Origin of the sequence: Massilia sp. UYP11 (genome assembly GCF_050434805.1) — a bacterium.
Taxonomy (GTDB): Bacteria; Pseudomonadota; Gammaproteobacteria; order Burkholderiales; family Burkholderiaceae_D; genus Telluria.
The window spans coordinates 24,891-46,398 of record NZ_JBNDJE010000011.1 but is presented as its reverse complement, the minus strand read 5'-3'; the positions used below and the strand labels follow the sequence as shown (position 1 = coordinate 46,398).

Below are 21,508 nucleotides of genomic sequence, written 5' to 3'. Positions count from 1 at the left end.
CGAGACGATACCAGAGTCAGCGGGGCTGCGCCATCGCGCCATCGCGGATCCGCTGGCGCGCCAGCTTCTCGAACTGCCAGGTCAGCAACACCGCCGCCACCGTCAGCGCCACCACCAGGCCGATCCAGAAACCGGTGGCTTCCATCGGCGCGGCCGGGGTCCACGGGAACCAGGCCGGCGCCAGGCCGAGGATGCAGCCGAGCGGCAGCGACAGGCCCCAGAACGACAGCAGCTGGATCACCATCGGCGGGCGCGTCACCTGGTAGCCGCGGATCGCCGAGGCGGTCGCCACCTGGGTCGAGTCCGACAGCTGGAACAGGGCGGCGAACAGCAGCAGGTTGGCGGTCACCTGCTGCACCGCCGGGTCGGAGGTGTACATGGCCGCGATCTCCCAGCGGAACAGGGCGATGCCGAGCGCGGCCGCCACGCCGAAGCTGACCGAGACGCCCACGCCGACCCAGCCGACGAAGCGCGCACGCACCGGGTCGCCTTCGCCCATCGCCTGGCCGACGCGGGTGAGCATGCCGATCGCGAAGCTGAGCGGCACCATGAACACCAGCGAGGCGAAGTTCAGGGCGATCTGGTGCGACGACACCTGCACCACGCCATACCGCGCAACCAGCAGACTGATCAGGCCGAAGGCGCTGACTTCGGCAAAATAGGTGACGCCGATCGGCAGGCCGAGGCGCAGCTGGGCGCCGATCTCGCGCGCATCCGGCCCTTCGTAGCGGTCGAAGGGGTAGGTCAGGCGGTACGCCGGCGAGCGCACGATCCACCACAGCATGGCGCCCAGCATCATCCACAGTGCAGCGGCGGTGGCGACCGCGCAGCCGACCGCGCCCAGCTGCGGGAAGCCGAATTTTCCGTACACCAGCACCCAGGCGAGCACGGTATTGAACACCAGGCCGGCAATGGCGATCCACATGACCGGCTTGGTCTGGTTGATGCTGGTGGTGTATCCATACAGCGCGCGGTACACCCCGAAGGCCGGCATGCCGACGCTGATCACGTGCAGGAACAGCGCGGCGCGGTCGGCCACGTGGGCGTCCATGCCGATGTGGTCGAACAGCAGCGTGCACAGGTTGGCGAACAGGCAGCCGACCAGGCCGACCAGCAAGCCCTTCCACATGGCCTGGCGCACCGAATGCGGCACCCGGTCGTGACGCGCGGCGCCGATCTCGTGCGCGACAACGGTGTTAATCGCCATCATGGTGCCCATCACCGTCACCAGCACGATCGACCATACCGCCGTGCCCAGCGACACCGCCGCCAGTTCGTCGGCGCTGACGTGGCCGGTGAGGGCGACGTCGACCACGCCCATGCCGACCGTCGCCAGCTGGCCGACCAGCACCGGCCACGACAGGCGCCACAGGGTGACGATCTCGGTGCGGACGGGCGTGGCGGCGACGGTGCTGGTGGCGTGGGTGGCGGTCATGATGCGGGTAGGGGGACGATGGACCCGTGATTTTACTGATTTATTGTCAAGACCGGTGTAAGCGCCTGTCCCGGCAGGGCAGGCCAGGGAGAGATCTGTTGATCGCACCAAGTTTTATCCCATCGTTAATGTTGCGCATACGCAATACAACTTGCCGCGATCTGCACCACCGTAGAGCGATAGCCCGAGGAGGTCTTCATGGAAGAACTGTTGCCGTACTACGAGCGCGAACTGGTCTACCTGAACACCGTCGGCCGCGAGCTCGCCCACCAGTACCCGCGGCTGGCCGCCGAGCTGGGGCTGGGGCCGGAGGGCAGCGAAGACCCCCACATCCGGCGCCTGATCCAGGCCTGCGCGCTGCTCAACGCGCGCACCGCGAAAAAGCTCGACGACGACTATCCGGAGCTGACCGAAGCCCTGCTGGACAGCCTGTATCCGCACTTCCTGCACGGGTTGCCGAGCTGCTCGATCGCGCAGGTGGACGGCGGCGATCCGCAGGCCCGGGCCGGCAAGATCGAGCACGTGCAGGCGGTGCCGCGCGGCACCGAGATGAGTTCGCTCAGGGCGCGCGGCGCGCCGTGCACCTTTCGCACCACGGCCGAACTGGCGCTGGCGCCGGTGAAGGTGGCGCGCGCCTGGTTCGAGCCGGTGGCCCACGTCCCGCCGCGCATCCGGCTGCCGCCGCGCGCGGGCGCGCGCATCGGCATCGCCTTCGACAGCGTGGCGCCGGCGCGCATGCTGCATGGTCGCGGCCTGCCGCGCCTGCGCCTGTACGTCGACGGCGACGCCCTGCTGTCGGCGGCGCTGATCGACGCCCTGGGCATGAACGTGGTCGAGACCTGGCTCGAGGCCGAAGGCATGGAGGGCTGGCGCCGCCTGGACGGCGCGGCGCTGCAACTGGGCGGCCTGGAGCCCGACGAGGCGCTGGTGCCGGAACCGGAGCACGCCCATCCCGCCTACCGGCTGCTGACCGAGTACTTCGCCTTCCCCGATAAATTCCACTTCCTGGACGTCGACCTGGCCCGGCTGGCGCCGCTGCTGCCGGCCGGCGCGTGCCGCTTCACCCTGCATTTCCTGCTCTCCGGCATGCATGCCGAAGCCGGCCCGGCGCGCATCCTGCGCGCGCTGTCTGCCGCCAACCTGCTCACCGGCTGCGTGCCGGTGGTGAATTTGTTCCGGCAGGCGGCGGCGCCGGTGCGCATCACGCACCGTTCGGCGATGTACGACGTGGCGCCGAGCCGGCACGAGGAGGGCGTCGAGGTGTATGCGATCGACGCCGTGCACGTGCTCAGGACCGAGGACGGCAAGGCCGCCAGCGTGGAATACCGTCCCTATTACGGACTGCGCCACGGCGAAGGGGGCGCCGCCGGCGAGCATGGCCGGCGCTACTGGTTCGCGCGCCGCGACGACAGCGGCGACAGCCGTCACCGCATGAAGATCGCTTTCACCGACGACGATTTTTCGCGGCTGGGGGAGGATGCCAGCGTGGCCTCGATCGACCTGACCTGCAGCAACGGCGCGGCCGCCTGCGGCGTCGGCATCAAGGCGCCGGGCGGCGACCTGGCCAGCGAGACCGCGACGGGCGGCCTGCCGATCCGCCTGCTGCGTAAGCCCTCTGCACCGCTGCGCTTCGGCAACCGCAACGGCACCCACTGGCGCCTGGTGACGCAACTGGCCCTGAACCACCGGTCGCTGGCCGACCTCGACGCCTTCCGCGAGACGCTGGCCCTGTACGACCTGCCGCGCTCTGGCGCCTCGCAGCGCCAGATCGCCGGCGTCAGCGCGATGGCATCGAGCCCGGCCACCGCCTGGCTGCGCAACCGTCATGGCGCGAGCCTGGTGCACGGCATCGACGTGCGCATGACGGTGGACGAGGAAGCCTTCGCCGGCAGCAGCCTGTTCGTGTTCGCGCAGGTCGTGAGCCGCTTCCTGGGCCTGTACGTGCACCTGAACAGCTTTACCCGGCTGGTGCTGGTGTCGGCGCAGAGCGACAAGGAGTTGCTGCGATGCGAGCCCCGCAACGGCAGCCTGGCGCTGGTATGAGCGGCGGCGTGACTGCCGGCGGGAGCGCCGCGCGGCGCACCGGCGCCATCGTCGACCTGTTGCGGCAGCCGCAACGCTACGAATTCTTCCAGGCCGTGCGGCTGCTGGTGAGCTGGCTGGCGCACCAGGGCATCGCACCCGAGCATGCCCTGGGCGGCCTGATCCGCTTTCGCAACAGCCTGGGGCTGGCCTTTCCGGCCAGCGAGATCGAGGCCATCGTGCCCACCACCGAGGGCGTGCCGGCGGTGAGCGTCACGCCCACGCTGATGGGTTTATTGGGCGTGATGGGGACCTTGCCGCTGCATTACACCGAACGTTTCGCGGCCTGGGAGCTCGCCGTGCGCGACGAGGGGCCGCGCGCCTTCCTCGACCTGTTGTCGAGCCGCCAGGTGGGACTGTTCTACCGGGCCTGGTGCAAGTACCGGGTACGCCATCCGATGGAACCCGGGGTCGACCGTTTCCTGCCGCTGCTGCTGGCGCTGGCAGGGGTGCCGTCGCGCGAGGACGCCATGCCCGGCGTGGAGGCGGCCAGCCTGGCCCGGTTCGCGGCGGCGCTGCGCAGCCGGGTGGTCGGCGCGGAGTCGATCGCGGGCGTGCTGAGAGCGTACTTCCGGGTGCCGGTGCGGGTCGAACAATTTACCGGACGCTGGGACGTGCTCGAGCCGGGGCAGCGCACGCGGCTCGCGAGCAGCAACTGCGTGCTGGGGGAGGGCGCGACCGCGGGAGCGCGCCTGTTGCGGCCCGAGCTGGGTATCCGCATCCGGCTGGGGCCGTTGGATGCGCGCGCCTTCGAGCGTTTCCTGCCCGGCGCCGAAGGGGCACGGGCGCTGGCCGCCTTGCTGGACCGCTTCGCGATCGAGGTGCCGTTCCGCGAACTGCAGGTGGTGCTGCGGCGCGAGGACGTCGGCGGCGCCTGCCTGGACGGCGCGGTGCGCCTGGGACTGGATGGATTCCTGTGCCCCCGGGCCGGGCGGCGCGACCGCGACGACGTATGTTATCTGCTCGATTCAATCGGGCCGGCCGAGTAATTGAATGCCGGCAGGCATGCGCGCGCCGCCGGCGCGTTGATAGATCTACAATCAATGCCAGTCAACCGCATCGCGAATCAATCGCATTGCGAATCAACGGCATCGATAAGGAGGTCATATGCAACAAGCAGAAAACATGCAGCCGGCGGACCACGTGGAACCGGCAGCCACCCAGTCCCTGCAGGGCCGGCGCGTCGCGGTCCTGATGACCGACGGCGTCGAGCAGGTCGAGTATACGGCGCCGCGCCGCTTCCTCGAGGAGCTCGGCGTGAAGGTGACCCTGGTCTCGCCGAAGAAAGTGGGCGAGGAGATCCAGGGTTTCGATCAACTGACGCCGGACCAGAAATTCAAGGTCGAACTGAGCGTGCAGGACGCCAAATCGGGCGACTACGACCTGCTGCTGCTGCCGGGCGGCGTGGCCAATCCGGACACCCTGCGCCTGAGCCCTGAATCGATCGCGTTCATCAAGGCCTTCGGCGACGAGGACAAGCCGATCGCCGCGATCTGCCATGGCCCGTGGCCGCTGATCGACGCCGGCGTGGCCGAGTCGAAGCACCTGACCAGCTGGCCGTCGCTGCAGCACGACCTGCGCAACGCCGGCGCCGAATGGTCCGATCAGGAAGTCGTCGTCGACGGCAAGCTGATCACCAGCCGCAAGCCGGACGACATCCCGGCGTTCAACGAAGCGATCCAGAAACAGCTGATGGTGCTGCAGCAGGCGGGCAGCGACCCGGGTCCGACGTCCTGACCCTGCCGCGGCGGCGTCACTGCAGGTGTTCGTACAGCGTGACGCTGCCCACCGCGATCAATACCAGGCCGCCGAAGATCTCGGCGCGCTTGCCCACCACGGCGCCGATGCGGCGGCCGATCAGTAATCCCAGCGTCACCATCGTCAGGGTCGCCAGCCCGATTGCCAGCGCCGGCCACAGGATGCCGGTGTCGGCAAAGGCCAGGCCGACGCCGACCACCAGCGCATCAATGCTGGTGGCGAAGCCGGTCAGGGCCAGCAGCCAGAACGGGCGGGCAGGATCGTCCGCGTCCGCATCCGGTTCGCTGCATCCCTCAATGATCATGCGCACGCCCAGGCCGCCGAGCAGGGCGAAGGCGATCCAGTGGTCCCAGTTCTCGACGTAGGACGCGGCAATGCTGCCGAGCGCCCAGCCGATCAGCGGCGTGACGCCCTCGATGATGCCAAACAGAATGCCGACCTTCAGGGCGTCCTTGAACAGGACGTGGGCGCGTCGGGAACCCATGGCGATCGCGACGGCGAAGGCGTCGGTGGACATGGCAAGGGCGAGAATGATGATTGCAGCGAGGGTCATGACAGCTTTCCGATCGGGCACGACACAAGGCATGCCGCGCGGCCCGATCGTCGCGCAGACATGCCAATGGTCTTGCCAACCAGAAGGCTTCCGGACCATGACGTGGAAACGTCAAGTATGTTGATGCGGAAACTTCCGTTGCGGAAGTAGGCTACTCCCCAAGGGCGGCCGCCATGGTAACGCAAGAATGGCTTGAAGACAAGAAACAAACCCGCGTGCACGAGGATGGCGCTGGCCCGGTCCGTCCGACACGCCTTGCCCCTCCGTGGGCGTGGTTTGCTCTCTCGACCAAGCTTTAAAAAAATAGCACTCATGCAAGATTCGGCAGTGGCGCGGCGACGGACCCGATCCCCGGTAACCGTGCGCTGTCCGGGGGAGCAGGCGCGTACGATGACGAAAACCTTTGCGGAGGTGCGCGTGGAGTACAAGGACTATTACAAGACCTTAAAGGTCGACAAGGACGCGTCCCCGGAGGACATCAAGAAGGCCTACCGCAAGCTCGTGCGCCAGTACCATCCGGACGTCAGCAAGCACAAGGACGCGACCGAGAAGACCAAGGAAATCAACGAAGCCTACGACGTGCTGGGCGACGCCGAAAAGCGGGCGGCCTACGACGACCTGGGCCGCCGCGGCCGGCAGACCGGCGACGGATTCCGGCCGCCGCCGGACTGGGCCTCGCAGTACGACTTCTCCGACGCCGGCGCCGGCACCGACGACTTCCTCGCCGACCTGTTTGCGCACATGGGGCGCCGTGGCCGTGCGGGCGGCGGCGCGGGCGGGGGCTTTGGCGGCGCGGGCTTCCAGATGCGCGGCGAAGACATCCATGCCGCCATCACGATCGACCTGCGCGACGCCTATACCGGCGCGACGCGCAACATCAGCCTGCGCGTGCCGGTGCAGGACGCGCAGGGCCAGGTGACGATGCAGGAAAAGACCCTGAGCGTGAGCATTCCGAAGGGCGTCACCCCCGGCCAGCAGTTGCGGCTGGCGGGGCAGGGCCAGCCCGGGGTCGGGGGCGGTCCGGCCGGCGACCTGTACCTGGAAATCCAATTTAGGGAAGACCCGCGCTACCGGGTGGAGGGCGCGAACGTGTACGAGACCGTGCCGGTGGCGCCGTGGGAAGCGGCGCTGGGCGCGAAAATACCGGTGCCGACGCCCTCCGGGACGGTCGAGGTGTCGGTTCCCGCGGGCTCGCAAACGGGCCGCAAGCTGCGCCTGAAGGCGCGCGGGATCCCGGCCGCCACGCCGGGCGACCTGTACCTGATCCTCGAGGTGGTACTGCCCCCGGCCAATACCGCGCGCGCGAAAGAGCTGTACGAACAGATGGCGCGCGAGATGTCTTTCAATCCGCGTGCAGACATGGGAGCCTGAACGATGCGACAGCCACAGACCCTGACCGGCGTGCTGCTGGAAGAGATGGCCCTGAGCCTGGACGAACTGGCGCGGGCGGCGAACGTGGAACCGGAGTGGGTGGTGCGCCACGTGCAGGCCGGCGTGCTGGGCGGCGAGCCGGTGCTGCAGGTGACGAGCCTGCGTTTCGGCAGTAGCGACCTGGACCGCGTGCGGCGCCTGCTCAGCATCGAGCGCGACTTCGACGCCAACGAGCAGATCGCGGCGCTGGTGATCGACCTGAGCGACGAGGTACGGCGACTGCGCACGCGAATGCGCGTGCTGGGGCTCAAGTAGGGGGCGATGCCGCCGGCGCGCGGAGCCGGTCGGGCCGCCTGTATTCGATCCCGTCGATGTCGCTCACCGTTCGCTTTCGGCATGGAGGCCATATGGAAAATCAGGATTTACCCTTGCAGGGAACGCGCGTTGCCATGCTGATGACGGACGGTGTGGAACAGGTCGAATACACGTCACCACGACGTTTTCTGGAGGAACGTGGGGCCACGGTAGTGCTGGTGTCGCCGAAGAACGTCGGGGACGAGGTCCAGGCGTTCAACGACCTGGTGCCAGCTGATAAATTCAAGGTGGAGATGCACGTGCGTGACGCGCGGACGGTGGACTTCGATGCGCTCGTGCTGCCGGGCGGGGTGGCCAATCCCGATCAGCTGCGCCTGAGCGAAGAGGCCATCGCGTTCATCCGCGCCTTCGGAGACGAAGAGAAGGAAAAGCCGATCGCCGCGATCTGCCACGGGCCGTGGACGCTGATCGACGCGGGCGTGGCGCAGGCCAAGCACATGACCAGCTGGCCATCGTTGCGCCGCGACCTGTTGAACGCCGGGGCCGAGTGGACCGACGATCCGGTGGTGATTGACGACAAATTGATCACCAGCCGACATCCCGGCGATCTGCCGGCCTTTAACGAGGCGCTGCTGAAAGAGCTGCTGATACCGCCGGGGACGGATCCGGGGCCGACGGCTTAGGGGCAAGGCCCGGGTTGATGCGGCGTGTCCGTTGCCGGTGTGGTCGTCCTGGGGCGCTCGCTTGCGGCGACAGGCCAGGGCCGGCAGGGCAGGAAAAAGAAAACCCGCTGACGAAGCAGCGGTCAGCAAAAAGAAAACCCGCTGACGAAGCAGCGGATAGCAAAAAGAAAACCCGCTGACGAAGCAGCGGATAGCAAAAAGAAAACCCGCTGACAAAGCAGCGGGTTAGCGGAATTTTTGGTGGAGGCGGCGGGAATCGAACCCGCGTCCGCAAGCACTCTACAGACAGTTCTACATACTTAGCACTATCATTTGATTTGACCTGTACAACGGGGATGTGCACCCTTTGTACAAGCGAGTTACCTTAAATTTCGGAAGCAACCAAGTAACCCGGTTGAGTCCTAGCCTCTGTAAATGACTCTACTAGTCTTGCGACTCACCCCAGAGGCGAGGTGTTGTAGAGCTAGCAGCAATTAAGCTGCTTGTGCGTACGAGTTATCGTTTGCAGTTATTGATTTCTGGATGTATTTACGAGGTAACCAGTCCTCGGTATGCCCTGCGCTGCTTTGCAACCCACGTCGAAACCAGGTCGCCCCCAGACGTCAAGAAACCCTATTGTACTCCAAGCGCGGATGATGTACAGGCTTGTTCCCTTAGCGCCTGCTTAAAGTCTGCTGTCGTAAAGCCGAGTCAGTTTACCGCGACGCATTCCAAAATCACCTGAACTGGCCGAGGCAGCTGGCATGCCGGCGCTGCGCGCCAAGGGCTTGCTCGAGCGGCTGCGCTGCGCCGGCAACGTGCCGGCCGTGTCGCTCTCCATCCAGTAGATGGCGATCCTGCGCGCGATTCCAGTGCTGCACATGTTCCCGACCGATATCATCGTCGACGTGTTCAAAAAAATGCCGCAGACTGAAGCGTCCGCTGCCAAGGGACAGAGAGGATAAGTCAGTACTTGCTTCGCTTGCTTAGCGGCCGTTGCGGTTGGCGATTTCATTGCCGATGATGCCGCCGCCGATCACGCCGGCCACGGTGGCCAGCTTCTTGCCATTGCCGCCGCCGATCTGGTTGCCGATCAGGCCGCCGATGACGGCGCCGGTGCCGATGCCGACGTAGTTCGGTTGGGCCGGGGCAGGGGCCGGCTGGGAGTAGCGCGGCTCTTCGTAGCGCACCGGCTGCGGCTTGGCGTGCACGACGCGGGTTCGCTCGACCACCTTCACCACCGGCTTCTCCTTGACGATCACGGTCGGCTGCGGCTGCACCTGGGCGACCGGCTGGGCATACGCCACCTGCTGGGCCGGGACCATCGCGGGCACCATTGCCGGGACCATCTGCTGACCGTTGGCCGCCATCGGCGCCATCTGGCCAGGCTGGGCAGCGTAGCCGTTCATCGGCGCCTGCATGCCGGCCTGCGGCATGGCGTATGGCGCGGCGGCTGCCAGCGGCATGCCTGCCTCTGGCGCGCTCTTCGACGTCGGCAGCAGGCCGGTGATCGCGGCGGCGCCAGTCAGGCTCACGATGATGACCGACGCGGCGGCAGCGGCCATCATTGGGTGGATGCGGTTGGTAGTGGTGTTTTCCATGATCTGCTCCGAGTGTTGGCGTGTTCGTATGGGAGTAGATTACTGGCGAGCCCGACGCAGAGATAGACGTGTCGCTGTATCAATCGTAAATAGATGTAAGCACAGCGCCAAAGAAAAACGGCGCCGCGAATGGGCGCCGTCCGGAGGTGGAGGTCAGCTTCAGGCGGCGCGCTCGGCCTGGCGCGCCGCTTCGGATACCTGGCCCAGCAGCGCCAGCAGCGCGGCCGGCGTGTCGAGCAGGTAATCCGCGCCCCAGGTCGACGGTTCGATCGCGCCGCAATAGCCCCAGGCGCAGGCGACGGTGACCATGCCGGCGGCGCGCCCGGCTTCGATGTCGCGCAGGTCGTCACCCACGTACCAGCACTGTTCTGGTGCAAGGCCGAGGCGGCGCGCGCCTTCCAGCAGCGGGGCGGGGTGGGGTTTGGCGAAGCCCGTGGTGTCGCCCGAGACGATGCAGCCGGCGTGCGCCAGCGCGATCTGCGGCACCAGCGGATCGGTGAAGCGCGACGGCTTGTTGGTGACGATGCCCCAGACCATGCCGGCGTCCGTGATGCCGTCCAGCAGCTCGGGGATGCCGTCGAACAGCGTCGTATGCAGCGACATCGCCGACTGGTAGCGGTTGAACCAGGCCAGGCGCAGTTCCTCGTAGCCCTCGTCGCCCGGCGCTAGGCCGAAGGCGGCGCCGATCATGCCGCGCGCGCCGCTCGATGCGGTCGGGCGCAGCACCTCATAGGGGGTCGGGTCCAGGCCGCGCTCGAGGCGCAGCCAGTTCACGGCCGCGGCGAGGTCGGGCGCCGTATCGGCCAGGGTGCCGTCGAGGTCGAACAGGATGGCACGCGGTGCCGGCATCACGGTCGGAAAGTTCATGTCGTTCAGAGCGGTTTGCTGCACGCCACCATGTAGTTCACGTCGGTGTCGTTGTTCAGCGAATAGATTTTGGTCAGCGGGTTGTAGGTCAGGCCCTTCAGGCTGTCGACCTGCAGGCCGGCCTGGCGCACGAACTGGGCCAGCTCGGCGGGCGTGATGAACTTGGCGTAGTCGTGGGTGCCGCGCGGCAGCATGCGCAGCACGTACTCGGCGCCGATCACGGCGAACAGGTAGGACTTCGGATTGCGGTTCAGGGTCGAAAAGAACACATGGCCGCCCGGCTTGACCAGCTTGGCGGCGGCGCGCACGATCGAGGCCGGGTCGGGTACATGCTCCAGCATTTCCATGCAGGTGACGACGTCGAACTGGCCGGCTTCCTGTTCGGCCATCTCTTCGGCCGCGATGTGCTTGTAGCGCACTTCCACGCCCGATTCCAGGCTATGCAGGTCGGCGACCTTGAGCGCCTTCTTGGACAGGTCGATGCCGGTGACCTTGGCGCCCTTGCGCGCCATCGATTCGGACAGCACGCCGCCGCCGCAACCGATGTCGATCACGTTCTTGCCGCTCAGTGGCGCGCGCGCATTGATCCACTCGAGGCGCAAGGGGTTGATTTCGTGCAGCGGACGGAATTCGGAGGTCGGGTCCCACCAGCGGTGGGCCAGTTCGCTGAACTTCTGGATTTCTAATGGGTCTGCGTTTGTCGTCGTCATGGCCCGAATAATAGCGGATTTGGTGCAGGGGAACGGCTCACCAATGAAAAAACCCCGCCGCAGCGGGGTTTCGAAGGCGTCAGCCTGGATTACTTGTTGACGGTACGGGTACCGACGACTTCGATTTCCACGCGACGGTTCTGTGCGCGGCCTTCGGCGGTCTTGTTGTCCGCCTTCGGCTGGCTTTCGCCCTTGCCTTCGGTGTAGATGCGGGTCTCTTCGATGCCTTTGCCTTTCAGGTAGGCCTTGACGGCTTCGGCGCGACGGATCGACAGCTTCTGGTTGTAGGCATCGGTGCCGATCGAGTCGGTGTGGCCGACGGCGATGATGACTTCCAGGTTCATGTCGCCCAGCTTGGCGCTCAGCTCATCCAGCGAGGCCTTGCCGGCCGGCTTCAGGATCGCCTTGTCGAAGTCGAAGAAGGCGTCGGCCGAGTAGCTGACTTTTTCCGAGGTCGGCACCGGTGCGGCCACTGGCGCTGGCGCAGGAGCCGGCGCAGGCGCTGCCACTGGCGGCGGCGCGACGCACTTGCCGTTTTCAAGTTTCTCTGGCTCGACGCACAGCGGTGCATCGCAACCTGGGACCGCGTCGGCCGGGGTCCAGTAGCCGGTGCGCCAGCACAGGCCGAAAGGATTGCGCGCGATCACGCCGCGGGCGTCTTGTACATAGGCGCTGTAAGGGGTCCGGGCCTGGATGTCGGTGGTCAGCGGTGCGTAGGGTGGGGCGCTTTGGGCAGAGGCGACGCCCGCGATTGCGGCCGACGCTGCGAGCAGGACAGTGATCAGTTTCTTCATATTCTTTTCCTTTTCGGTTAATTCCGTAGCGATTCAGACAGGCTCGATGTGGTCATAAGATTAACATGGCGGTCGCACCCGTCTGTTTCGTATTGTGAAACAAGCAATTGACTTCCTGTCCATTTTGCCACATGCACCAAAATCGCACGACTGCACCCAAATCAAACAATGAGCATTAATCGCTTGACGTTGTTTCCCCGCAACATTTCTTCATGCGTAGCCGACCGGCAACGACAATCCGCGAAATTTCGCGCATCCCGCCGTTCCATCGGCGATTTCCAGCGTCCGGAGCAGGCCGGCCGGAATTGAGCAACGGCCATCTGCCGCATGGTAGAATCCTCCGTTGCAACTTATAACCATCGCCTGAAAGCAGTCGACCCGCCCAATGGATCAATTCGCAAAAGAAACAGTCCCGATTTCCCTCGAAGAAGAGATGCGCAAGAGCTACCTCGATTACGCCATGAGCGTGATCGTGGGCCGTGCGCTGCCGGACGTACGGGACGGCCTGAAGCCGGTGCACCGCCGCGTGCTCTACGCGATGCACGAGATGAACAACGTGTGGAACCGTCCCTATCTCAAGTGCGCGCGCGTGGTCGGCGACACGATGGGTAAGTTCCACCCGCACGGCGACTCGTCGATCTACGACACCCTGGTCCGCATGGCCCAGGACTTCTCGCTGCGCTACACCCTGGTCGATGGCCAGGGCAACTTCGGCTCGATCGACGGCGACAGCGCCGCGGCGATGCGTTACACCGAATGCCGCCTCGACCGCATCGCCGGCGAGATCCTGGCCGACATCGACAAGGACACCGTCGATTTCCAGCCTAACTACGACGGCAAGGAAAAAGAGCCGACGGTGTTGCCGACCCGCATCCCGAACCTGCTGATCAACGGTTCGTCCGGCATCGCGGTCGGCATGGCGACCAATATCCCGCCGCACAACCTGTCCGAAGTGATCGCCGGCGCGATGCACGTGCTGCGCAATCCCGACTGCACCATCGACGAGCTGATCGAACTGATCCCGGCGCCGGACTTCCCGACCGCCGGCATCATCTATGGCGTCTCGGGCGTGCGCGACGGTTATCGCACCGGCCGCGGCCGCGTGGTGATGCGCGCCAAGACCCACTTCGAGGAAGTGGGCCGCGACGGCAACCGCACCGCGATCATCGTCGACGAGCTGCCATACCAGGTCAACAAGAAGTCGCTGCTCGAGCGCATCGCCGAAAACGTGCGCGACAAGAAGCTCGAAGGCATTTCCGACATCCGCGACGAGTCCGACAAATCGGGCATGCGCGTGGTGATCGAACTCAAGCGCGGCGAAGTGCCAGAAGTCGTGCTGAACAATCTGTACAAGCAGACCCAGCTGCAAGACACCTTCGGCATGAATATGGTGGCGCTGGTCAATGGCCAGCCGAAGTTGCTGAACCTCAAGCAGATGCTCGAGTGCTTCCTGTCGCACCGGCGCGAAGTGGTCACCCGCCGCACCGTGTTCGAGCTGCGCAAGGCGCGCGACCGCGGCCACATGCTCGAGGGCCTGGCCGTCGCGCTGGCCAATATCGACGACTTCATCGCCATCATCAAGGCCGCGCCGACCCCGCCGGTCGCCAAGGTCGAGCTGATGGAGCGCGCCTGGGATTCGTCGCTGGTGCGCGAGATGCTTAACCGTACCGAACTGGGCGAATCCGGCGGCATCGCGGCGTTCCGTCCCGAGCACCTGCCGAAGCACTACGGCATGCAGCAGAACGGCATGTACAAGCTGTCGGACGAGCAGGCGCAAGAGATCCTGCAGATGCGCCTGCAGCGCCTGACGGGCCTCGAGCAGGACAAGATCGTCAACGAGTACAAGGAAGTGATGTCCCACATCGCCGACCTGCTCGACATCCTGTCCAAGCCGGAGCGCGTCACCACGATCATCGTCGACGAGATGGCCGCCATCAAGGCCGAGTACGCCGACAACGGCAAGGACACCCGCCGCTCGTCCATCGAGCACAATGCCAGCGACCTCGAGACCGAAGACCTGATCACCCCGCAGGACATGGTGGTGACCCTGTCGCACTCCGGCTACATGAAGGCGCAGCCGATCTCCGAATACCGCGCCCAGAAGCGCGGCGGCCGCGGCAAGCAGGCGACGGCGACCAAGGACGAAGACTGGATCGACCAGCTGTTCATCGCCAATACGCACGACTACATGCTGTGCTTCAGCAACCGTGGCCGGATGTACTGGCTCAAGGTGTGGGAAGTGCCGCAAGGCTCGCGCAATTCGCGCGGCAAGCCGATCGTCAACATGTTCCCGCTGCAGGACAACGAGAAGATCACCGTCGTGCTGCCGCTGCAGGGCGAGAACCGCACCTTCCCCGAAGACCATTACGTCTTCATGTCGACCTCGCTGGGCACGGTCAAGAAGACGCCGCTGCGCGACTTTTCGAACCCGCGCAAGGCTGGCATCATCGCGGTCGACCTGGACGAAGGCGACGTGCTGGTCGGCGCCGCGCTCACCGACGGCAAGCACGACGTGATGCTGTTCTCCGACGCCGGCAAGGCCGTGCGCTTCGACGAGAACGACGTGCGTCCGATGGGCCGCACCGCGCGCGGCGTGCGCGGCATGAACCTGGAAGAAGGCCAGCAGGTCATCGCGCTGCTGGTGGCCGAGAGCGAAGAGCAGACCGTCCTCACCGCCACCGAGAACGGCTTCGGCAAGCGTACCCCGATCACGGAGTACACCCGCCACGGCCGCGGCACCAAGGGCATGATCGCGATCCAGACCAGCGAGCGTAACGGTAAAGTGGTGGCCGCGACCCTGGTCGAGCCGAGCGACGAGATCATGCTGATCACGACTGGCGGCGTGCTGATCCGCACGCGTGTGTCCGAAATCCGCGAGATGGGCCGCGCGACCCAGGGCGTGACCCTGATCGCGGTGGAAGATGGCACCAAGCTGTCCGGCCTGCAGCGCATCGTCGAGACCGACCTCGAAGAAGTCGAGCTCGAACCGGCGCCGGAATGATGGCGCCCGGGTGCAAGCGCGTGCGTGGAAACTGCACGCGCTTGCACCCTCCGTTCAATGCAATGGGCGCCAGCGCCCGCCTGGAAAACCAATGAAGAACATCCTGCTCGCCGTGACCTGCGCCGCCGCCTTCGCCGGCGTTCCTTCGCTCGTTTTCGCGCAAGACGCCGCGCCGGCCGCTGCCGCCCAGGGCAGCGAGCAAGAGCGCGCCGCCGTCAAGGAACTGCTGGCAGCGATGGACGTGCGCAAGATGATGCTGGCCTCGTTCACCGAGATGGAGACGGCGCTGCCGCAGATGATGCGTTCGCAGATGACGGCCGTGATCAATGCCGATCCGACCGCCAGCGACGAGAAGAAGCAGGCGGCCATGGCCAGGGTCGAGCAGGTGCTGCCGGGCGCCATCGAGGCGATCAACCGCATGTTCCGCGATCCGGCGCTGGTCGACGAGATGATGGCCGAGATCGGCCCGCTGTACGCCCGCAATTACAGCGTCGCCGAACTGAAGGAACTGGCTGCCTTCTACCGCACCCCGCTGGGCCAGAAGATGCTGGCCCTGTCCCCGCGCCTGGCCGCCGAAAGCATGGCGGCGGGCCAGAAGATCGTCGCGCCGCGCCTGAACGGCCTGATGCTGGAAGTGATGCAGAACGCCCAGGCCAAATAAACCATAGAAAGGACCGCATGACCCAGATCTTCAACTTCTCGGCCGGCCCCGCCGTCCTTCCGAAAGAAGTGCTGCAGCAGGCGGCGAGCGAGATGCTCGACTGGCACGGCAGCGGCATGTCGGTGATGGAGATGAGCCATCGCGGTCCAGAATTTTCCAGCATCCACCGCCAGGCGCTGGACGACCTGCGCGAGCTGCTGGACGTGCCGGCCAACTACAAAATCCTGTTCCAGCAGGGCGGGGGGCTGGGCCAGAACGCCATCGTGCCGCTCAACCTGGCCGGGCGCCGCCAAGACCCGGTGATCGACTTCGTCCACACCGGTTCGTGGTCGGGCAAGTCGATCAAGGAAGCGGCGCGCTATGCGCGCGTGAACGTCGCCGCCTCGAGCGAGGCGGAAGGGTTTGCCCGGGTCCCGCCGCGCGATTCCTGGCGCCTGTCGCCGGACGCCGCCTACCTGCACATCTGCACCAACGAGACCATCGACGGCGTCGAATACCCGGACGCGCCCAGGATGGATCCAATGAGCGACCCCGATATGCCGATCGTGGCCGACATGTCCTCGCACATCCTGTCGCGCAAGATCGACGTCTCGAAATACGGCGTGATCTTTGCCGGCGCCCAGAAGAATATCGGGCCGGCCGGCCTGACCCTGGTGATCGTGCGCGACGACCTGCTGGACCATGCGTCGCCGCAGTGCCCGTCGGCCTTCCACTGGAAGACCTGCGCCGAGCATGATTCGCTGTACAACACGCCGCCGACCTATGCGATCTATATCGCGGGCCTGGTGTTCGCCTGGCTCAAGGCCAACGGCGGCGTGGCGGCGATGGAGGCGCGCAACATCGAGAAGGCGAAGCTGTTGTACGAGGCGCTCGATCGCGACGATTTCTACAGCAATCGCGTGGCGCCCGAGTTCCGTTCGCGCATGAACGTGCCGTTCTACCTGCGCGACGAATCGCTGAACCAATCATTCCTGGCCGGCGCACAAGCGCGCGGTCTGCTGCAACTGAAGGGCCACAAGTCCGTCGGCGGCATGCGGGCATCGATCTACAACGCGATGCCGATCGAGGGCGTACAGGCCCTCGTCGATTACTTGAACGAGTTCGCCGGTCGTTGAGACTCGCCCCGGCATGCCGGGGCTTTCAGGCGTGCAGCACCGGTCAGGCGAACCAATCGACCACACAGCATAACGATGACAGACAAACTCAAACCCCTGCGCGAACGCATCGATGCGATCGACGCGCAAATCCTCTCGCTGTTGAGCGAGCGCGGCAAGGTCGCGCAAGAGGTCGGCCACGTCAAGGCCGAAACCAACGCCCCCGTATTCCGTCCCGAGCGCGAAGCCCAGGTGCTGCGCGGCGTCGCCGAGCGCAATCCCGGTCCGCTCAAGGACAAGGACGTGCAAACCATCTTCCGCGAGATCATGTCGTCCTGCCGCGCGCTCGAAAAGCGCGTGACGGTCGCCTATCTGGGCCCGACCGGCACCTTCAGCGAGCAGGCCGTGTTCCAGCAGTTCGGCACCGCCATCGAGACGCTGCCGTGCGTGTCGATCGACGAGGTGTTCCGCGCCACCGAGGCCGGCACTGCCGATTTCGGCGTGGTCCCGGTCGAGAACTCGTCCGAAGGCGCGATCAACCGGTCGCTCGACCTGCTCCTGGCGACCACCACCATCATCAGCGGCGAGGTGTCGATCGCCGTGCACCACAGCCTGATGAGCAAGACCGGTTCGATGGACGGCGTGAAGACCATCTGCGCGCATTCGCAGGCGCTGGCCCAGTGCCAGGTCTGGCTCAACCTGCACCACCCGCACCTCGAGCGCCGCGCCGTGGCCTCGAACGCCGAGGCGGCCGTGCTGGCGAGCCAGGATCCGACGGTCGCCGCGATCGCCAGCGAGATGGCGGGCGAGCAGTATCAGCTGGGCGTGGTCCAGGCCCACATCCAGGACGATCCGCACAACCGCACGCGCTTCGTGGTGATCGGCCAGCTGCAGACCGGTCCTTCTGGCCGCGACCGCACCGGCATCGTGCTGGCCGTGCCGAACAAGGCCGGCGCCGTCTACAACCTGCTGGCGCCGCTCGAAAAGCATGGCGTGTCGATGACCCGCTTCGAATCGCGCCCGGCGCGCATCGGCACCTGGGAGTATTACTTCTACGTCGACATCGAGGGCCATGTGCACGACGCCCCGGTCGCGCGCGCGCTCGAGGAACTGAAGGACAACGCCGCCTTCTTCAAGGTGCTGGGCTCGTACCCGCAAAGCCTTTAACCATCAGAGAGAAACCCCATGTCGAAATTTGGTCCTGCGCAGTTCGGTCCCGAGTATGTCCGCGCCATCGCCCCTTACCAGGCCGGCAAACCCATCGCCGAAGTCGCCCGCGAGTTCGGTCTCGACGAAGCGGCGATCGTCAAGCTGGCGTCCAACGAGAACCCGTTCGGCCTGCCGGAATCGAGCCGCGCCGCGATGCTCGAAGCCGCCGCCGATCTCGGCCGCTACCCGGACGCCAACGGCTTCGAGCTCAAGACCGCGCTGTCGCGGCGCTACGACGTGCCGCTCGAGTGGATTACCCTCGGCAACGGCAGCAACGACATCCTGGAGATCGCCGCCCACGCCTTTGTGCAAAAGGGCGAGGCGGTGGTCTATTCGCAGTATTCGTTCGCGGTGTACGCGCTGGCCACGCAGGGCGTGGGCGGACGCGCCATCGTGGTGCCGAGCGTGAACTACGGCCACGACCTGGATGCGATGGCCGCCGCGATCGATGCGGACACGCGCCTGGTCTACGTCGCCAACCCGAACAACCCGACCGGCACCTTCATCCCGGCCGACCAGGTCGAAGCCTTCCTGCAGAAGGTTCCGGCCAACGTGATCGTGGTGCTCGACGAAGCGTATAACGAATACCTGGCGCCGCAGCACCAGTTCGAGTCGAGCGCCTGGGTGCGCAAATACCCGAACCTGATCGTCTCGCGCACCTTCTCCAAGGCCTACGGCCTGGCCGGCCTGCGCGTGGGCTTTGCCATCGCCCAGCCGGAAGTGACGGACCTGATGAACCGCATCCGCCAGCCGTTCAACGTCAACTCGCTGGCGCAGGCCGCCGCGATCGCCGCGCTGAACGACAAGGCATTCCTGGCCAAGGGCGCGCAGAACAATGCCGACGGCTACCGGCAGCTGGTCGCCGCGTTCGACGAGCTCAAGCTCGAATACGTGCCGTCGTTCGGCAACTTCGTGCTGGTCAAGGTCGGCGCCGACGACGACGCCGGCGCGCGCGTGAACCTGGCGCTGCTCAGGCAGGGCGTGATCGTGCGTCCGGTCGGCGCCTATGGCCTGCCGCAGTGGCTGCGCATCTCGATCGGCCTGCCGCAAGAAAACGCGGCCTTCATCGACGCGCTCAAGCGAGCGCTCGCGACGGAGAGCGCGAGCGCGCGAGGCTGAATGCTCACCAAAGTCGTTATCGTCGGCGTCGGCCTGATCGGCGGTTCGTTCGCGCTGGCGCTCAAACGCGCCGGCATGGTGGGCGAGGTGGTCGGCATCGGCCGGCATCCGGAAGCGCTGGCGCGCGCACTCGAACTGGGCATCGTCGACCGGGTGACTGGCGACCATGCCGACGCGCTGCGCGGCGCCGACCTGGTGCTGCTGGCCGCGCCGGTGGCCCAGACCGGCCCGATCCTGGAAGCGCTGCTGCCGCACCTCGAGCCGGGGACGGTCGTGACCGACGCCGGCAGCACCAAGTGCGACGTGGTCGCGGCCGCGCGCGTGGTGCTGGGGGAGCGCGTGCGCCAGTTCGTGCCGGGCCACCCGATCGCGGGCAGCGAATCGAACGGTCCCGAGGCCGCGCTGGCCGGGCTGTACCAGGGCAAGAAGTGCGTGCTGACGCCGCTGCCGGAGAATGCGCCGTCCGACGTCGAGCGGGTCGCCGGCGCCTGGCGCGCCTGCGGCGCCGTGATCCACACGCTCAGCCCGCAAGACCATGACCGCGTGTTCGCCGCCGTCAGCCATCTGCCGCACTTGCTGGCCTATGCGCTGGTGGACGACATCGCCGCCAGGCCGCATGCGGACCTGCTGTTCCAGTACGCCGCCAGCGGCTTTCGCGACTTCACGCGCATCGCCGGCTCGTCGCCCGAGATGTGGCGCGACATCAGCCTGGCCAACCGCGCCGCGCTGCTGTCCGAGCTGGATGCATATCTGGCACAATTGACGTCGATGCGGGCCATGCTCGCGGCGGCCGACGGCGTCGGCTTGCAAGGAATCTATACGACCGCCCAGCGCGCGCGCCGCGAATGGCAAGAGGCCATCGAGGCCGGCGCGCTGGAGCGGCGTTCGCCCAATCAGGAAAACACATGACGCAGCAAAAACACTATCCGCAGCATATCGACCTCGAGCCCGTGCTTCATGCGCAAGGCGCGGTGCGGCTGCCGGGTTCCAAGAGCATCTCGAACCGCACGCTGCTGCTGGCGGCGCTGTCCGAGGGCGCGACCACGATCCACGACCTGCTGGCCTCGGACGACACCATGGTGATGCTGGGCGCGCTGCGCGCGCTGGGTATTCAGTGGGACGAGGTCGACGAGCGCACCGTGGTCGTGCACGGCAATGGCGGCGTGCTGCCGAACCATGAAGCCGACCTGTTCATGGGCAATGCCGGCACCGCGATCCGTCCGCTGACCGCCGCCCTGGCCGTGATCGGCGGCGACTATACGCTGCACGGCGTCTCGCGCATGCACGAGCGCCCGATCGGCGACCTGGTCGATGCGCTGAACGAGGTCGGCGCCCAGATCGAGTACACGGGCGAGCCGGGCTTCCCGCCGCTGCGCATCCGGCGCGGCCGCGTCAACCCGCAGCGCATCGCCGTGCGCGGCAATGTGTCGAGCCAGTTCCTGACCGCGCTCCTGATGGCGGCGCCGCTGATGGCCACGACCCATGCGGTGTCGATCGACGTGGTGGGCGAACTGATCTCGAAGCCCTACATCGAGATCACCCTGAACCTGATGCGCCGCTTCGGCGTCGAGGTCGAGCAGAACGGCTGGGCCTCGTTCACCGTGCATCCCGGCCAGCGCTACCGCAGTCCCGGCACGATCCACGTCGAGGGCGACGCGTCGTCGGCGTCGTATTTCCTGGCGGCCGGCGCGATCGCCGGCGGTCCGGTGCGGGTGGAGGGCGTGGGCGAACACAGCATCCAGGGCGACGTGCGCTTCGCCGATGCGCTCGAGCGCATGGGCGCCATCGTCACCCGCGGCGACAACTGGATCGAAGCGCGCTCGAACGGCGTGCTCAAGGCCATCGACGCCGACTTCAACCATATCCCGGACGCGGCGATGACGATCGCGGTGGCGGCGCTGTACGCCGACGGCCCGAGCACCCTGCGCAATATCGCCAGCTGGCGCGTGAAGGAAACCGATCGCCTGGCGGCCATGGCCACCGAACTGCGCAAGGTCGGCGCCGAGGTGGAGGAGGGGCCCGACTACATCCGCATCACCCCGCCGGAAGAACTCAAGCCGGCCACGATCGACACCTACGACGACCACCGCATGGCGATGTGCTTCTCGCTCGCTTCGCTGGACGGCAAGGCGCGCCGCGGCAACGCGATGCGCATCAACGATCCGAAGTGCGTCGCCAAGACCTTCCCCGATTATTTCGAGGCGTTCGCGGGCATTGCCCGCAACGAGCTGTTCTAACCTTCGCGTGGGGCGACCTGGTCCGGCGGACCAGGTCGC

At 66.3% G+C, this 21,508-nt stretch carries 19 protein-coding genes, 1 other RNA gene and 1 riboswitch; of the genes, 13 read left to right on the top strand and 7 right to left on the bottom strand.

All coding sequences use genetic code 11. From position 1 onward, the window contains the following. Positions 1–16 precede the first annotated feature (16 nt). Positions 17–1,435, bottom strand: a complete 1,419-nt coding sequence (locus tag ABIB38_RS15545; RefSeq protein ID WP_429205169.1) for an MATE family efflux transporter — start codon at positions 1,433–1,435, stop codon at positions 17–19. A 198-nt stretch (positions 1,436–1,633) separates the two neighbouring features. Between ABIB38_RS15545 and tssF the strand changes: the two genes are divergently transcribed. From tssF to ABIB38_RS15530, 3 genes are all read left to right on the top strand, one after another. After that, positions 1,634–3,478 carry a type VI secretion system baseplate subunit TssF gene (gene tssF / locus ABIB38_RS15540; protein ID WP_429205167.1) on the top strand — a complete coding sequence of 615 codons (1,845 nt, stop codon included), beginning with the start codon at positions 1,634–1,636 and terminating at the stop codon, positions 3,476–3,478. Then, on the top strand, positions 3,475–4,506 hold the full coding sequence (gene tssG / locus ABIB38_RS15535; RefSeq protein WP_429205166.1) for a type VI secretion system baseplate subunit TssG: 1,032 nt from the start codon (positions 3,475–3,477) through the stop codon (positions 4,504–4,506). Before tssF ends, tssG begins: the two co-directional genes overlap by 4 nt. Before the next feature lie 118 nt (positions 4,507–4,624). After that, a complete protein-coding gene (locus ABIB38_RS15530; RefSeq protein WP_429205165.1) occupies positions 4,625–5,254 on the top strand; it encodes a type 1 glutamine amidotransferase domain-containing protein in 630 nt (209 codons plus the stop codon). A 16-nt stretch (positions 5,255–5,270) separates the two neighbouring features. On the opposite strand, the gene ABIB38_RS15525 is transcribed toward ABIB38_RS15530, so the two are convergent. Next, positions 5,271–5,828: a manganese efflux pump MntP family protein gene (locus ABIB38_RS15525; protein WP_429205164.1), complete on the bottom strand. Its 558-nt coding sequence runs from the start codon at positions 5,826–5,828 to the stop codon at positions 5,271–5,273. Between the two features lie 3 nt (positions 5,829–5,831). Further along, positions 5,832–6,005: riboswitch (yybP-ykoY riboswitch) on the bottom strand. Between the two features lie 240 nt (positions 6,006–6,245). Between ABIB38_RS15525 and ABIB38_RS15520 the strand changes: the two genes are divergently transcribed. From ABIB38_RS15520 to ABIB38_RS15510, 3 genes are all read left to right on the top strand, one after another. Further along, a complete protein-coding gene (locus tag ABIB38_RS15520) occupies positions 6,246–7,199 on the top strand; it encodes a DnaJ C-terminal domain-containing protein (protein WP_429205292.1) in 954 nt (317 codons plus the stop codon). Positions 7,200–7,202: 3 nt separating this feature from the next. Then, positions 7,203–7,514, top strand: a complete 312-nt coding sequence (locus ABIB38_RS15515; RefSeq protein WP_429205163.1) for a MerR family transcriptional regulator — start codon at positions 7,203–7,205, stop codon at positions 7,512–7,514. Positions 7,515–7,606: 92 nt separating this feature from the next. After that, positions 7,607–8,197, top strand: coding sequence for a type 1 glutamine amidotransferase domain-containing protein (locus ABIB38_RS15510; protein ID WP_429205161.1), 591 nt, complete (start codon positions 7,607–7,609; stop codon positions 8,195–8,197). Between the two features lie 238 nt (positions 8,198–8,435). Here the strand turns inward: ABIB38_RS15510 and ssrA are convergent. From ssrA to ompA, 5 genes are all read right to left on the bottom strand, one after another. Further along, positions 8,436–8,794, bottom strand: a transfer-messenger RNA (tmRNA) gene (gene ssrA, locus ABIB38_RS15505). Between the two features lie 368 nt (positions 8,795–9,162). Then, positions 9,163–9,777, bottom strand: a complete 615-nt coding sequence (locus tag ABIB38_RS15500; protein ID WP_429205160.1) for a glycine zipper 2TM domain-containing protein — start codon at positions 9,775–9,777, stop codon at positions 9,163–9,165. A 159-nt stretch (positions 9,778–9,936) separates the two neighbouring features. Next, a complete protein-coding gene (locus tag ABIB38_RS15495; protein ID WP_429205159.1) occupies positions 9,937–10,644 on the bottom strand; it encodes an HAD family hydrolase in 708 nt (235 codons plus the stop codon). 5 nt (positions 10,645–10,649) lie between these two features. Then, positions 10,650–11,354 (bottom strand): bifunctional 2-polyprenyl-6-hydroxyphenol methylase/3-demethylubiquinol 3-O-methyltransferase UbiG, encoded by a 705-nt coding sequence (gene ubiG / locus ABIB38_RS15490; protein ID WP_429205157.1) that lies wholly within the window; start codon positions 11,352–11,354, stop codon positions 10,650–10,652. Between the two features lie 89 nt (positions 11,355–11,443). Beyond that, positions 11,444–12,148: an outer membrane protein OmpA gene (gene ompA / locus ABIB38_RS15485; protein ID WP_429205156.1), complete on the bottom strand. Its 705-nt coding sequence runs from the start codon at positions 12,146–12,148 to the stop codon at positions 11,444–11,446. 385 nt (positions 12,149–12,533) lie between these two features. Here ompA and gyrA point away from each other — a divergent pair, with 385 nt between their 5' ends. From gyrA to aroA, 7 genes are all read left to right on the top strand, one after another. Continuing rightward, entirely contained in the window at positions 12,534–15,149 is a 2,616-nt protein-coding gene (gene gyrA / locus ABIB38_RS15480; RefSeq protein ID WP_429205154.1) for a DNA gyrase subunit A, read from the top strand. A gap of 91 nt (positions 15,150–15,240) precedes the next feature. Then, the gene (locus ABIB38_RS15475; protein ID WP_429205153.1) at positions 15,241–15,810 is read left to right on the top strand and encodes a DUF2059 domain-containing protein; all 570 of its coding nucleotides are present in this window, start codon (positions 15,241–15,243) and stop codon (positions 15,808–15,810) included. A gap of 17 nt (positions 15,811–15,827) precedes the next feature. Beyond that, positions 15,828–16,925, top strand: coding sequence for a 3-phosphoserine/phosphohydroxythreonine transaminase (gene serC, locus ABIB38_RS15470; protein ID WP_429205151.1), 1,098 nt, complete (start codon positions 15,828–15,830; stop codon positions 16,923–16,925). Between the two features lie 75 nt (positions 16,926–17,000). Next, complete coding sequence (gene pheA / locus ABIB38_RS15465; RefSeq protein ID WP_429205149.1) at positions 17,001–18,071, top strand: prephenate dehydratase; 1,071 nt, start codon at positions 17,001–17,003, stop codon at positions 18,069–18,071. Positions 18,072–18,089: 18 nt separating this feature from the next. Then, positions 18,090–19,232 (top strand): histidinol-phosphate transaminase, encoded by a 1,143-nt coding sequence (gene hisC / locus ABIB38_RS15460; RefSeq protein WP_429205147.1) that lies wholly within the window; start codon positions 18,090–18,092, stop codon positions 19,230–19,232. Beyond that, on the top strand, positions 19,233–20,141 hold the full coding sequence (locus ABIB38_RS15455) for a prephenate dehydrogenase (RefSeq protein WP_429205145.1): 909 nt from the start codon (positions 19,233–19,235) through the stop codon (positions 20,139–20,141). It begins immediately after the preceding gene. Next, on the top strand, positions 20,138–21,469 hold the full coding sequence (aroA, locus tag ABIB38_RS15450; protein WP_429205144.1) for a 3-phosphoshikimate 1-carboxyvinyltransferase: 1,332 nt from the start codon (positions 20,138–20,140) through the stop codon (positions 21,467–21,469). The genes ABIB38_RS15455 and aroA overlap by 4 nt, the downstream gene beginning before the upstream one ends. Positions 21,470–21,508: the final 39 nt, after the last annotated feature.